This window comes from Legionella sp. W10-070 (assembly GCF_900640175.1).
GTDB lineage: Bacteria > Pseudomonadota > Gammaproteobacteria > Legionellales > Legionellaceae > Tatlockia.
On record NZ_CAAAJC010000024.1, the window covers coordinates 1 to 13401 of the forward strand.

Consider the following 13401-nt stretch of genomic DNA (forward strand, 5'->3'; position numbering starts at 1 on the left):
GGAGACCCTGTGACGCTAATCACCGCATCCGTTATCGCTGGCGCCTGAGAAATGCGTAAAATATTGGCGCTACTGGGCCGATAACACTGGCTGGTAGAACCTTGTTGGCAAACCACTGGCCCATCGGCAATAGGGCTGCTTATCTGGCTGCCAACTATTTGTAAAGACAGAATGCAGGAACTTTTGCCCCTGAGCACAAATGGATTGCCACAAATGCCCAGTCCAGAGTTGGTTTGGGTAACGCCACTAATGGATTGCATCACCAACGTCTTCGGCTTGCTCGATTGATTAGTCACCCGGTATTGCACCATCGCCGTACCATTGGCAGGCACTGCAACCGTGGTCGCTGTCAGGGGTTCAAAGATCCACAAGGGAGTCCCTGCCTGTGCTGCAGTCATCATCAATCCTGACGAAATAGATACGAGGAGTATGCAACTCAACAAAAGAACCCTGTTTTTTCTTTGCATTGCCTCAGTCCTTAATTTTATGCAAGTAAAAATTAGTAAAATACCATTGGCATCAATAAATTACTATAGGTCTTCAATCTCAAAAAAGTTGCTATTGATACAATAAGCAGTCTCATAAAATTGACATAATGCCTCTCTGAATTGGGCAGCACGCCGCGGCAAGCCCTGCTCGCAGTAACACAAAACCTGCTGATGAATCGCCTGCTTAAATGCTTCCGTCTCAGGAGGAGCCCCATTCAGATTATCGACACTGATGCGAAATCGATAGCCAGCAGCCATTGAAAGTATCCACTCCAATGCCTGGGGCTTTACTTCAACGCGCTGAAAGAGGGATTGCTGTTCTGCGTTACGCCCGTCAGCCACATACCAGTAACCATAGTCTACCTGTTTCCTGCGCTCTTTGCCTGCAATCAGCCAGTGCGCACACTCATGAAGGGCGCTGCTGAAAAAGCCATGGGCAAAGAAAATGGCATTAAATGGCCTTGTCGCATCCGCAGGAAGGTAAAGCGGCTCATCATTACCTCTGACGAGTTTAGTATTATATCGGGACTCAAAACAGCTATTAAAAATAGCAATTAAATCCTGATACTGATGCCTGGTCTTACTCAATCTGCCCCCTGTAAAAAATACCGATTTTAATTTGAACCTCCTGCCAATTGCCAGTTTCTTTATCTTAAGCAGAGAATTGATTAAAACCCGCCATTATGTCGCTATCATGCCGATATCATCTTACATATAGACAAAATTGCCAAGTTAAGGCAAAATCACCGCAATTTTGTTAAATGACCTCATAATGAAGAAAATACTTGCTCTCCACGGACCGAACCTCAATCGCCTGGGATTGCGCGAACCCCATATTTACGGGGGAACTACCCTGGCAGAACTCGATGCTTCATTGGTTAAGCAGGCGAATCAAGCGGGATTGTCATTAACCTGTAAACAAACCAACTCTGAAGCAAGCTTCATTGAGTTTATCCATCAGGCTGCGGATAACAAAACAGATTACCTGATCATTAATCCGGCAGCATTTACCCATACCAGCATTGCAATTCGCGATGCTTTGCTAGCAACAGCGCTTCCCTTTATTGAAATTCATATCAGTAATATTTATTCGCGCGAAAGCTTTCGCCATCACTCTTACTTTTCCGATATTGCCCAAGGGGTTATCAGCGGTTTAGGTGTCAGGGGATACTTCCTGGCTTTGCAAGCAATTACAGATAAACTAAATTAGAGAGTTATTATCAATGGATATCCGTAAAATTAAAAAATTAATTGAATTATTGGAAGAAACAGGCATTTCAGAAATTGAAATCAAGGAAGGCGAAGAGTCGGTACGCCTTAGCCGCCACAACTATGCCGTAGAGCAACCACCACAGGCACGTTACATTGCCCCGATTCCTCAGGCTACAGTTCAACCTGCAGCATCAAATATCGCTGCCCACGACAGCAAGCCTGAGACTCCGGTTGCTTCCGGCCATAAGGTGCGCTCACCAATGGTGGGAACCATGTATACTTCTCCCTCGCCCGATGCAGCCGCTTTTGTGACGATTGGCCAAACCGTCAAGGTAGGCGATACGCTCTGTATCGTTGAGGCTATGAAGATGTTCAATGAAATCGAAGCAGACCGCGCTGGAAAAGTAGTGGACATTCTGGTCGCTAATGGTGAACCCGTTGAGTATGACCAGCCTCTATTTATCATTGAGGAATAGGAGACACGTCCATGCTCAGTAAAATTGTTATCGCCAACCGCGGGGAGATAGCCCTTCGCATTCTCCGCGCCTGTAAAGAACTTGGCATCCAGACTGTTGCCGTTCACTCAGATGTGGACAAAGATTTACTTCATGTGCGGCTTGCTGATGAAACCGTATGCATTGGTCCTGCCAACTCACAAAAAAGCTATCTGAATATTCCTGCAATTATTTCCGCTGCAGAAGTTACCGATGCTGTCGCAATCCATCCGGGATATGGCTTCTTATCGGAGAATGCCGATTTTGCAGATATTGTAGAGCAAAGTGGTTTTCGTTTTATTGGCCCACGAGGCGATACCATTCGCTTAATGGGAGATAAGGTGTCGGCAATTGCCGCCATGAAAAAAGCCGGTGTTCCCTGCGTTCCCGGTTCAGATGGCCCTCTATCAGACGATGAGCAACTAAATCTGGCGTTGGGCCGTAAAGTAGGCTATCCGGTTATCATTAAAGCGGCAGGCGGCGGTGGCGGTCGAGGGATGCGGGTTGTCCATAGCGAAGCCAACTTGCTTAACGCGATTGCCTTAACGCGCAGTGAAGCAAAGGCTGCCTTTAACAATTCAATGGTCTATATGGAAAAATTCCTGGAAAATCCACGTCATGTTGAATTCCAGGTCTTGGGTGATGGCAAAGGCAATGCCATACACTTGGGGGAGCGTGACTGTTCAATGCAGCGTCGTCATCAAAAAGTCGTCGAAGAAGCACCAGCACCTGGTATTAGCCCCGAATTAAGAGAAGAAATCGGGCAATCAGTGATTAATGCCTGCCGTGAATTAAGGTACCGTGGCGCCGGTACTTTCGAGTTCTTATATCAGGATGGCTGTTTTTATTTTATTGAAATGAATACCCGTATTCAGGTTGAACATCCCGTTACAGAATTGATTACAGGAATTGATATCGTTAAAGAACAAATCAAAATTGCCAGTGATATGCCTTTCACATTAAAACAGGAAGACATCAAGTTTCATGGGCATGCAGTTGAATGCCGTATCAATGCAGAAGATGCAAAAACATTTATGCCCTCGCCAGGGACTATACGTCTTCTACATCAACCAGGCGGTCCTGGCATTCGCTTTGATTCCCACATTTACAGCAGCTACACTGTCCCACCTAATTATGACTCTATGATAGGCAAACTAATCAGTTATGGTGAAACCCGAGCCGAAGCATTTGCCAGAATGCGCAATGCCCTGGATGAAATTATTATCGATGGCATAAAAACCAACATTGAATTACATCAACGTATCCTGCGCGACAAAGCCTTTATGCAGGGCGGTACCAATATTCACTATTTAGAAAAAATGCTGAAGGAATGATGCAGTGTGGTATCAATTGCAAATTGAACAGTGTCAGCGCGACGAAGTAGAACGGTTGACCGAGGCACTCGAAGAAACGGGTGCCTTGTCAGTTACATTAACTGATCAGCATGATGAACCGGTACTTGAGCCCCAACCAGGAACAACCCCGCTTTGGCCTGATGTTGTTGTTAATGCTCTTTACACAGAAGAGCTGGATGCCCATCTGGCTCTGAAAATACTGGCTCAACAATACAGCCATTTGAACTTTAGCGTCCAGCAGCTGCCTGACCAGGATTGGGAGCGCGTGTGGATGGTTGACTTTAAACCTCAGCGTTTTGGTGAAAAATTATGGATTTGCCCTTCCTGGGCAGAGCCACCCGATCCTGATGCTGTCAATTTAATTCTCGATCCAGGACTTGCTTTTGGCACTGGAACCCATCCAACAACGTCACTTTGCTTAAATTGGCTGGATCAGGCGTCATTAGATGGAAAAGTAGTGATTGATTATGGCTGTGGTTCAGGAATCCTGGCTCTGGCAGCCTTAAAACTTGGCGCCTCAAAAGTTTATGCTGTCGATATTGATGAACAGGCGCTGCAAGCGACAAAAGATAACGCCATTGCAAATATTAAGGAGCCATCCCAACTCATTATCGGCTTCCCTGAGGATTTGGAAGGTCAAGCTGATTTACTCATCGCCAACATTCTTTTGGCACCATTAATCAGTTTGACAACCCGGTTTAAAGATCTGCTTAACGATAACGGTACTTTGGTTGTTTCCGGCATCCTGGAAGAGCAGGCCGCTTTGCTTATAAATGCCTATCAAGCTGACTTTAGCCACCAAAAAGCAGAAAGCCATGATGGTTGGTCCCTCTTGGTTTTTAAGCGCCGTTAGCGATACCTGTCAAAGCAAAAACTGCTTCTTCATCCATCGTTTAATCAAAGGACTATTAATTTTTTGATAATTATCCTTGACTCAAAATAAGAAGCTATTCAATATGAGGAAAACATAAGCGAGGATAGTTTAACGTGCCCCGAAATACTCTACGCCATTGGTTAAAAAACCGTACTCTCTTTCTGCACAAACTATTTGCTTCAGACGAGTGGAATGAAAAAATTGCCGAGCCTGAGATCCAGGAATCCATCCGGAAAACAAATAAAGAAAAAGCCCTGTACTCCTACATAGAACGAAGTTTTGCATGCGGCAGGGCAAACATCATCAACTGTAAATTAAGAGAAGCATTTACACAGCTCAATGCAGATGATTTTTCAAATCCTTCAGGCTTTACTGATATCATGAAAGCCAGCTCGAGAGTAAAGCGTTTCCTAGAGGAACGCAATATCCTTGAGTATTTCATTAAAGAGGACATTTGCTGCCATAATAAACGGGATATTCAGCTTAATACCTTTCGTCGATGGCTTTCTGTTGCCAATCTCCTGAAGAAAAATCACTGCTATGAAGGGTATTTTCTGGTAGTTAATCTGCTGTTAACAATTGATATTGATTATAAATTTAGCAAAGAGTTACCTAAGCCTTGTCAGAAAGATTTTGCAGTACAATGCGAAATGATTTCGCCTTTGAGTAATTTCCGCACATTAAGAAACGAAATTGCCCTGCACAAATCAGCTGAGAATTTAACGCCTGTTTTTTTAAGATCCAAGGATATAATTTCGTTAAATGAGGTATTGGGAGATGAGGAGGACAGCATTGGAGAGCAACACCCTAAATACAAAACACTCCAACTGAAGCAAAGGATCCTTCAGGAAATAACCAGTGAATGTATGGCAAAAAGCCCTGAGTTAGCCGGTTACTTACAGGATATCTATGCAAAGGTCAGAGAAAAATACGAAGGCAAATGCCTACCCACTGCTCCTGAAATAAAAAAAGAAGACAAAGATCCTCCCAAGGTTAAGGAAACAGCCGAATCATCCCGATATTATAGTCGCTTATTACCTTCATTATTGTTTCGAGGATGCAAAGAAAGCAGCTATTGGAAAAAGATGTTTTACATTCCTGAGAGCAATAATTCTGGGAGCAGTCCTAAGCCCAGGTAGGTTGCAAACCTGCCCTGCCCATTTTGGCGGTTAATGCAGCTTATAAGGGACTGTTATCACCAACCCCAGATCGATTTACAAGGTTAACTGAGGGCAATTAAAACTGCGGTTGGTGTTAATTAATGGTAGTCCGGATAGAGCTTATTATGCATGACAATCATCACCCTTCTGAAAACCCTGCCTGTTGCCATAAGTCAAAGAAACCAGTAACCAGACGGAACTCGTCTGACCTTTCTCATGGAACAATAATGTATACTTGCCCGATGCATCCTGAAGTCCGTCAGGAGAAACCCGGTAACTGTCCCCTTTGCGGCATGGCGCTTGAGCCTGAATCCATCCGTATGGAAGAAGGAACCAACCCGGAATACAAAGACATGCGCTACCGCTTTTGGGTCTCATTGATATTAACCCTGCCTGTTTTTATCCTGGCAATGGGGGAGCATATTTTTATCCAGGCGATGACCGCTCGTTTGTCAATCTGGATACAAATGATATTAGCTACACCGGTAGTCCTTTGGGGTGGTTGGCCATTTTTTCAACGAGGATGGCAATCACTAAAAACCCGTCACCTGAATATGTTTACCTTAATTGCTATAGGCACAGGCGTCGCCTGGGCCTATAGTCTGACAGCCACTTTATTCCCCAATCTTTTTCCACACGCTTTTCGCACTGAACAAGGTACAGTGGAAATATACTTTGAAGCCGCAGCAGTGATAATCACCCTGGTCTTACTAGGTCAGGTACTGGAACTTAAAGCGCGTGAAAAGACTGGCGGTGCTATTCGAGCCTTACTGGAATTAGCCCCGAAAACAGCTCATAAGCTTCAAGATGATAAGGAGTTTGAAGTCAGTCTCGATAAGATTGCACAAGGCGATTTACTACGCGTTCGCCCAGGCGAAAAAATTCCCGTCGATGGCGAAATTATTGAAGGGCGAAGCCTGATTGATGAATCGATGATCACGGGAGAACCCATCCCTGTTAGTAAAGGGATCGGCTCCCAGGTTATTGGAGCGACCATTAATCAAACTGGCAGCTTCATCATGAAAGCAGTGCATATCGGTCAGGATACAATGTTAGAGCGAATTGTACAGATGGTAAGCGAAGCCCAACGCAGTCGTGCTCCTATTCAACGATTAGCCGATGCCGTTTCCAGCTGGTTTGTTCCCGTGGTGCTGCTAATCGCTATTATTGCCTTGATTACATGGCTGCTTATTGGCCCCCAACCTGCTTTTAGTTATGCCCTGATTGCTGCCGTCTCCGTGTTAATTATTGCCTGCCCTTGCGCACTCGGCCTTGCAACCCCGATGTCGATCATGGTGGGCATTGGCAGAGGGGCTGGTCAAGGCGTACTGATTAAAAATGCAGAAGCTCTCGAGCGAATGGAAAAAGTGGATACCCTTGTGATTGACAAAACAGGAACCCTAACGGAAGGCCGCCCCAAACTCACTCGGATTATCAGCCTGGAAAAGACAGAGGATGAAATCCTGGCACTCGCCGCAGCACTCGAAAACAATAGCGAGCACCCCCTGGCTCAGGCGATTGTCCTCGCAGCAAAAAAAAAGGGATTGTCATTTGCAGCAGCCAGCAGTTTTGATGCCCTTACAGGTAAAGGTATACGCGGCGTTGTAAATGATAAGTCCATTGTAATCGGCACCATGCAATTAATGGAAAGTGAGCAGATTGATTTCTCCGCATTTGATGAGCAGGCTGACAGATTGCGCTCTACAGGAGCATCGGTGATGTTTATGGCCATTATGCATAAGCCGGCCGCAATGCTGGTTATCGAAGATCCGATTAAATCTGCAACCCCGGCAGCTATTAAAGCCCTGCAGCAAGAAGGTATCGAGATCGTTATGCTGACTGGCGATAACAAAAAAACGGCAGAAGCCGTTGCTGCTCAATTGAATATCCATCAGGTAATTGCTGAAGTGCTCCCCGCTGATAAAATCCGTATTGTCGAGGAATTTCAAAACAAGAAGAAAATTGTTGCCATGGCCGGTGATGGCATCAATGATGCACCTGCACTTGCTCAGGCAGAGATTGGTATAGCTATGGGAACCGGTACCGATATCGCCATTGAAAGCGCAGGCATTACTTTGCTGCATGGTGATTTACATGGCATTGTTAAAGCGCGTTTTTTATCTGAAGCAACCATGCGTAATATTCGCCAAAATTTATTCTTTGCCTTTATCTACAACGCGCTAGGCGTCCCTATAGCTGCAGGTATCCTATATCCTTTAACCGGGCTGCTTTTGAATCCAATGATAGCTGCTGCAGCCATGTCGCTAAGTTCTGTTTCTGTTATTGTTAATGCTTTGCGCTTGCGTTGGGTCAATTTATGAGAAGGGCTTTGTACCTGAAAATGCTTCTTTTCCTAATCGGATTTCTCCCCTTCATCGCCTTAGCCAAACCTGGATTAACATTAGAGCAGTTGATTAAGATTGCTATTGAGAACAACAGGGATTTAAAAGCAGCCCAATACAACCTTATATTAGCCCAAGCCAGACTAAAGCAGGCGGGATTATGGCCTAACCCAAGATTGGAAATTGCCGATAACGATGATCGTCTCTTTACGGATGAAGGAGAATATACGCGCAGTATAAGATTCCAACAGGCATTCCCCATCTCAGGGCGAATAAGCAAACAAAAAAATATAGCACGACTTGATCTTGCGCTTGCTGAAGCTGAAATCAGAAATGCCAAACGAGAACTCAAAGGCCAGGTAGCAGATAGCTTCTATACTCTTCTGATTGTCGAAGCCCGTTTGTCCCAATTAGACAGACTTTTGACTATTAACCAGCAACTCATCCAGGTAAGTCAGAAACGATTTCATGCAGCAGAGGTTTCAGAGCTGGACGTCAATACTTCAGCATTGGAGTATCAACGGATTTTACAGGAAAGACAAACCCAGGAAAGCTTAAGAGTCAATCAAATTGCCAAATTAAATCAGTTATTGGGGCGCTCTGGGCAGCCAGCATTAGCCTTTGATAAAAAACTGCCGAAACCAATACCGTTACCAGATATGAAAGTCCTGCAAAAAATAGCGTTAAAGCAGCGACCAGAAATGCAAATAGCCAGATTAAATCTTCATCGCTCCCAGGCACAACAACAACTTGCCCGCGCAGAACGATGGGCTGACTGGAGTGTCGGTCTTGGTATCCAACAAAACAAACAGGTCGTAGATGGTGCCCCACCCCAGCAGGCAGACAGAGCATTAATGATTAATGTCTCTGTCCCCTTGCCTTTACTAAACGCCAATCAGGGACGCATCGAGGAAGCAAATGCACAAGGAATACAAAGCCTGCTACGGCTCAAAGCAATAAAACTGGCTATTGAAACAGAAGTCATCAGCAACTACAGGCAGTTACAGGCCTTACAGGTAACAATGAAACAATCACAAACGAATCGCACGTTGAACCTTATTAACCGTAATAATAAGCTGGCAAGATCAGCTTACAGGAATGGACAACTTTCTTTATTGGATGTTTTGCAAATACAGCGCCAACAAAACGATTTACAAGTAGCCCAACTTAATTTACTCGAAAAATACCTGCAGGCTCTGGTAAGATTATGTATTGCATTAGGAAATTATACGGCATCGTTCTGCCCTAATTTTTCTGAGAAGGAATTCTAAATGCACGCCTCCAGGCCTAAAATTCTCAAATTAAAGAACCTGCCTCCAGGCTCTATGTTAATTTTATTAGCTGCCATGTTCCGCTGTCTCTGTGCCTTTGGTCATGGCGAAAAAATCGAAATCAGCGATTATCAGCCCAAAGGACCAATCTATTTAACTAAAGAACAACAAAACATCATTGACTTAAAATTGGTGAAGGCCAGTCGGCGGCCAATGACTCAGTCACTTGGCTTAAATGGTGAAATTCAACTCCTGCCAAACGAACAGGCGGATGTCAGTGTCAGGATAAGCGGCAATGTTGCGGCTGTATATGCCAATCTGGGCGATCAGGTCAAAGTAGATCAGCCACTACTCAAAGTACAGTCAAGATTGATTGGTGACCCGCCCCCCAGCATTATTGTTTATGCTCCAATTGCAGGAATAATTGATGCTCGCAATGTAAATTTAGGACAGGCTGTGGAACCTGACACCGTATTGTTCCATATCAGCAACCGCAAACGATTGCTCCTCATGGCAAAGGTTTATGAGGAAGACCTGGGGAAAGTTAAAGTGGGTCAAAAGGCCTCTCTGGATGTTTTAAGCTACCCTGCAAAGACTTTTACCGGCGAGGTTTTTCTCATCGAACCCAACCTTGACTCAATGACAAGAACGGTAAATGTACAAATTATGCTTGAAAATGTTGGCAATCTATTGAAACCAGGCATGTTTACACGCGCCAACCTGATGTTGGGGGAAAACCAGAACGCATTGACTATTCCCAATACCGCTATTCTGGAAGCCAATGGTGAAAAATTCGTTTTTATACGGCAAGACAATAAATTTCAACGTATCGTTATCCAGACCGGTCTAAGCAATGATCATTTCTCTGAGGTTACAGAAGGTCTGCATGCCGGAGATGAGGTGGTGGTTCAGGGAAACAGACAACTATATACTTTCTGGTTAACCGGCGGCGGCCATGCTGCCCCAGAAAAGGATCACCACTAGATGTTTAATCGTATAATCGCCTGGTCACTGACAAATCGTCCGCTGGTATTAGCCCTGACTTTGGGGTTGTGCATACTGGGTGGATACGCCTTAAAAAATATGCCGATTGACGTTTTTCCGGAATTTGCCCCCCCACAGGTTGTGCTGCAGACTGAAGCACCAGGCATGGCACCCCAGGATGTGGAAGCCTTGATTACCTATCCTTTAGAAAGTGCCATCAACGGGACGCCTGGCGTTGACAGCGTGCGCTCAAGAACTTCAGCCGGACTTTCAACCATTGTTATCATTTTTAATGATAACACAGACATCTACCTTGCCCGCCAACTGATTAATGAGCGAATTCAGCAGGTAGCAGGAAAGTTGCCGCCTGGAAGCTCATCACCCATTATGTTGCCGGTCATCTCCGCTGTAGGCTGGATGCTTAAATACGCCCTGGTCAGTGATAAATTCTCAGCAGAAGAATTACGCACTATTTCTGACTGGGTTATTCGCCCACGCCTGCTTGCCTTGGGCGGGGTAGCTTCTGTCGTCTCGCTGGGAGGGGAGGTCAAGCAATACCAGGTTCTTTTAGACCCGTCGCGGATGCTTGCCTATCGCATCAGTGTTGAAGACGTACGCGAAGCGCTGGCCAGCTCAAATCGCAATGTCCCAGGGGCTTATCTGCAAAAATCAGGCAGGGAATTAATCATTGGCACGATTGGGCGAATCAAGACACTGGACGATATTCGGAAAACGATTATCACAACCCGCAAAGGAGTGCCTATCACCGTAGGGAACGTCGCTACCATACGTTTTGGCGGCGAGATCAAACGGGGCGATGGGGCTTATGGTTTAAAAAATGCAGTGATTGGCACCATCTCAAAAACGCATGGTGCGGATACTCTGGCTACAACAAGAAAAGTAGAAAAGGCCTTGGCAGACATAACCCATGCGTTGCCCCCGGAGGTAACATTAACGACGGATGTATTCCGCCAGGCGAACTTCATTGAAGCAGCCATCCGCAATTTAAGTATTGCCTTGTTACAAGGTGCTTTAATTGTTATTGCCGTTTTATTCATTTTTTTGATGAATGCCAGGGCTTCTTTTATTACCTTCTTATCGATGCCGGTTTCCTTTATCATTGGCATTTTGGTTTTATATCTTTTTGGCCTCGGCATTAACGCCATGACCCTGGGCGGTCTTGCCATTGCGATAGGTGAGGTGGTTGACGATGGGATCATTACTGTTGAAAATGTAGTCCGTCGTTTACGCTTAAATCGCCTGGCTGCCACCCCCTTGCCTGCTCTGGAAATCGTTTTTGATGCTGTTCTTGAAATTAGAAACTCCGTTATTTATGCAACTATTATTGTCAGTCTGGTTTTCCTGCCTATTTTTTTCCTGTCTGATATTGCCGAACGTATTTTCAGTCCTCTGGCAGTCGCTTACATAGCCTCCGTTCTTGGCTCACTTGCCGTTTCTATTACCATGGTTCCAGCACTGTGCTACCTGCTTCTGGTTCGCAAAGAAGAAAAACAACCTGAGCGCGGAATCCATTTGCAGGCCTTGACTGATAAGGAGCGCCTGCCTCAATCAACAGAACTGCAGGTTAAATATCAAGAAAAGGAAACGGCATTTGCCATCTGGCTGAAGCATTATTTTCGCCCCCTGCTCCATTGGTCCGTTAATCATTTTCGCTGGGTCACTGGTAGTGCTGTAGCCGCTTTTGCCCTTGCATTAGCCCTGCTTCCTTTTTTGGGAACTTCATTTTTACCTGAATTTCACGAAGGAAATTTTATTATTGCCATGACTACCTTGCCCGGAACCTCTTTGGAAGAATCGATGCGCCTGGGCGCTCAGGTACGCAAACGATTATTAAGTTACCCTCAGGTGATTTCAATTTCCCAACGTGCCGGGCGAAGCGAGTTAGACGAAGACGCATTGCCGCCTAACGTCAGTGAATTTGATCTTTACCTTGATTTTGACAAAGATAAAAGCATGTCCTCAGCAGCGTTACTCAAGCACATTCGCGAGGATCTGAGCCTGATTCCAGGGGCAGCATTTAATATCGGTCAATTTATTGCCCATCGAATGGATGAGGTTCTTTCCGGTATACGTGCCCAGGTAGCCGTTAAAATTTTTGGTGATAATTTAGCTACCCTCAATCAATTGGGAGACGCTGTAGACGATCTGCTGAAACAAGTCCCTGGGGTTGTTGATCTTAATAAAGAACAACAAATAGATGTTCCCCAATTGATCATTAAAATTGATCGGCAAAAAGCCGCTTACTATGGAATCAATGTCGGGCAAATTTCAGAAGATATTCAAATTTTATTAAATGGACTTTCCGTTTCCACTGTGCTGGAGGGACAACGAAGTTTTGACTTATACCTGCGCCTGGCAGAATCCAGCCGTGACAGTATAAAAGATGTTCAGAACATGCTAATTGATGCACACGGTATCAACTCCAGACAAACTGAAAAAATTCCTTTACGCGCTGTCGCGGAAATTTCAGAACAGAAACAACCTTTTTTAATTAATCGGGAAAATGTACAGCGGATGATTATCGTTGCCTTTAATGTGCAAGGACGTGCATTAGGGCAGGTAGTAGAGGAAGTCAAACAGCTGGTTAAAGAAAAAATCAAACTTCCATCAGGCTATTTTATTCAATATGAAGGTCAGTTTGAAAGCCAGCAACAAGCATCCCGTACCCTTCTTTTTTTAGGAACCTTGACGGTTTTTGCCATGTTATTACTCCTGTACAAAGCGTTTGGAACATTAAGGGAGGCTTGCCTGGTGCTGTTTAACCTGCCGCTTGCCCTGATTGGCGGCATCGTGTCGCTTTTTATTGTTAATGGAGAAATGAGTATTGCAGCAATGGTAGGCTTTATTACTCTCTTTGGCATTGCAACGAGAAATGGTATTATTCTGGTCGCTCATTATAATCAATTACAAGCAGAAGGAAGACCATTGCAGGAGGTGGTTATGCAAGGTACCCTGGATCGTCTCATTCCAGTTTTAATGACAGCCACAACAACAGCCTTGGGTTTAATTCCTTTGTTATGGGGCTCCCCTGTAGGTAAAGAATTAGAGAGGCCTTTAGCAGAAGTATTATTGGGCGGCCTGTTCACCTCTACCTGTTTAAATATGCTGGTCGTACCCACAGTCTATAATGCGATGGAACAATGGCGTACAAAGCGCCAATTAATGGAGAACCCACTATTGTGAACAATTTCAGTAAGCTG

10 protein-coding genes and 1 pseudogene are annotated in these 13401 nt (G+C 45.0%); 9 read left to right on the plus strand and 2 right to left on the minus strand.

Annotated elements, in window-relative coordinates:
- Both E1O65_RS10235 and E1O65_RS10240 read right to left on the minus strand, forming a co-directional pair.
- Positions 1–467: pseudogene (locus E1O65_RS10235) on the minus strand (hypothetical protein); the annotation flags it as partial.
- A 63-nt stretch (positions 468–530) separates the two neighbouring features.
- A complete protein-coding gene (locus tag E1O65_RS10240; protein ID WP_133133514.1) occupies positions 531–1076 on the minus strand; it encodes an elongation factor P hydroxylase in 546 nt (181 codons plus the stop codon).
- A gap of 184 nt (positions 1077–1260) precedes the next feature.
- On the opposite strand from E1O65_RS10240, the gene aroQ reads away from it, so the two are divergent.
- The 9 genes from aroQ to E1O65_RS10285 all read left to right on the plus strand — a co-directional run bounded on the left by aroQ (position 1261) and on the right by E1O65_RS10285 (position 13384).
- Positions 1261–1698 (plus strand): type II 3-dehydroquinate dehydratase, encoded by a 438-nt coding sequence (gene aroQ / locus E1O65_RS10245; protein WP_133133515.1) that lies wholly within the window; start codon positions 1261–1263, stop codon positions 1696–1698.
- A gap of 13 nt (positions 1699–1711) precedes the next feature.
- Positions 1712–2176 (plus strand): acetyl-CoA carboxylase biotin carboxyl carrier protein, encoded by a 465-nt coding sequence (gene accB / locus E1O65_RS10250; protein ID WP_133133516.1) that lies wholly within the window; start codon positions 1712–1714, stop codon positions 2174–2176.
- Between the two features lie 11 nt (positions 2177–2187).
- Positions 2188–3528, plus strand: a complete 1341-nt coding sequence (gene accC, locus E1O65_RS10255) for an acetyl-CoA carboxylase biotin carboxylase subunit (protein WP_133133517.1) — start codon at positions 2188–2190, stop codon at positions 3526–3528.
- 4 nt (positions 3529–3532) lie between these two features.
- Complete coding sequence (prmA, locus tag E1O65_RS10260) at positions 3533–4402, plus strand: 50S ribosomal protein L11 methyltransferase (protein ID WP_133133518.1); 870 nt, start codon at positions 3533–3535, stop codon at positions 4400–4402.
- A 134-nt stretch (positions 4403–4536) separates the two neighbouring features.
- Positions 4537–5562: a RasGEF domain-containing protein gene (locus tag E1O65_RS10265; RefSeq protein ID WP_133133519.1), complete on the plus strand. Its 1026-nt coding sequence runs from the start codon at positions 4537–4539 to the stop codon at positions 5560–5562.
- Positions 5563–5708: 146 nt separating this feature from the next.
- Entirely contained in the window at positions 5709–7904 is a 2196-nt protein-coding gene (locus E1O65_RS10270; protein ID WP_133133520.1) for a copper-translocating P-type ATPase, read from the plus strand.
- The gene (locus E1O65_RS10275) at positions 7901–9196 is read left to right on the plus strand and encodes a TolC family protein (protein WP_133133521.1); all 1296 of its coding nucleotides are present in this window, start codon (positions 7901–7903) and stop codon (positions 9194–9196) included. The genes E1O65_RS10270 and E1O65_RS10275 overlap by 4 nt, the downstream gene beginning before the upstream one ends.
- The gene (locus E1O65_RS10280; protein ID WP_347400070.1) at positions 9197–10180 is read left to right on the plus strand and encodes an efflux RND transporter periplasmic adaptor subunit; all 984 of its coding nucleotides are present in this window, start codon (positions 9197–9199) and stop codon (positions 10178–10180) included.
- On the plus strand, positions 10181–13384 hold the full coding sequence (locus tag E1O65_RS10285; protein ID WP_133133522.1) for an efflux RND transporter permease subunit: 3204 nt from the start codon (positions 10181–10183) through the stop codon (positions 13382–13384).
- Positions 13385–13401: the final 17 nt, after the last annotated feature.

Bases quoted from the DNA above. Each gene is read 5' to 3' on its own strand.
- aroQ (WP_133133515.1), top strand. From the start codon at position 1,261: ATGAAGAAAATACTTGCTCTCCACGGACCGAACCTCAATCGCCTGGGA.
- accB (WP_133133516.1), top strand. From the start codon at position 1,712: ATGGATATCCGTAAAATTAAAAAATTAATTGAATTATTGGAAGAAACA.
- accC (WP_133133517.1), top strand. From the start codon at position 2,188: ATGCTCAGTAAAATTGTTATCGCCAACCGCGGGGAGATAGCCCTTCGC.
- E1O65_RS10270 (WP_133133520.1), top strand. From the start codon at position 5,709: ATGCATGACAATCATCACCCTTCTGAAAACCCTGCCTGTTGCCATAAG.
- E1O65_RS10275 (WP_133133521.1), top strand. From the start codon at position 7,901: ATGAGAAGGGCTTTGTACCTGAAAATGCTTCTTTTCCTAATCGGATTT.
- E1O65_RS10280 (WP_347400070.1), top strand. From the start codon at position 9,197: ATGCACGCCTCCAGGCCTAAAATTCTCAAATTAAAGAACCTGCCTCCA.
- E1O65_RS10285 (WP_133133522.1), top strand. From the start codon at position 10,181: ATGTTTAATCGTATAATCGCCTGGTCACTGACAAATCGTCCGCTGGTA.